The organism is Prevotella amnii DSM 23384 = JCM 14753 (assembly GCF_000378745.1).
Taxonomy (GTDB): Bacteria; Bacteroidota; Bacteroidia; order Bacteroidales; family Bacteroidaceae; genus Prevotella; species Prevotella amnii.
On the sequence record NZ_KB905330.1, the window covers coordinates 2817 to 3345 of the forward strand.

At 49.3% G+C, this 529-nt stretch carries 1 protein-coding gene and 1 pseudogene; both read right to left on the reverse strand.

Annotated elements, in window-relative coordinates; translation table 11 throughout:
- Positions 1-263: pseudogene (locus tag F596_RS11720) on the reverse strand (bifunctional DNA primase/helicase); the annotation flags it as partial.
- On the reverse strand, positions 260-529 hold a 270-nt coding region (locus F596_RS11725; protein WP_019036930.1), incomplete at its 5' end, for a hypothetical protein. The gene F596_RS11725 and the pseudogene F596_RS11720, both read right to left, overlap by 4 nt.

A 529-nucleotide genomic window follows, 5' to 3' on the forward strand; every position in this document is an offset into this window, starting at 1 on the left:
ACCTTAACAAAGTCTTTCCTCACGTCCAGTCCGAGCATTGTGGCTGCAAACCAAAAGCAGTCGCCGGAGTAGGCATCGTTGCCAAAGTCCTTCATTCGGTAGCAGCTGGACTTGTTGTCGAGATAGATATTGCACGATGCACGCCTGTCGTCATACAAAGGATTTCGGAAATTGCGCTTTAGCACAAAGTCGATAGGCATATAGAAGCAGAACACATCCAGTCCTTTGTTGGTTCGGCTCAGTATTTCTTCTTTGATGTTCATAGCTCCTCAAATAAAGTTTGACCATCACCCATATATCCTTTAAGGACACCATCCTTGTAGGCGTTGAGCCGTTGCAGAGCTTCCACTCGTCTGAAACCCTTGAAGGAGGCACGTCCGCTCTTGACGGCGACGTAAAGTCCCTTGAACGGATAGGCAACGTGGTTGCATGATATATACCTGAACGGGATTGCGTTGGTGTCCCTCCATCGGGCAAGGGATGCCCGCGAAATGCCCAAGAGTCTGATGACGTCGGAGGAACTGAGTTC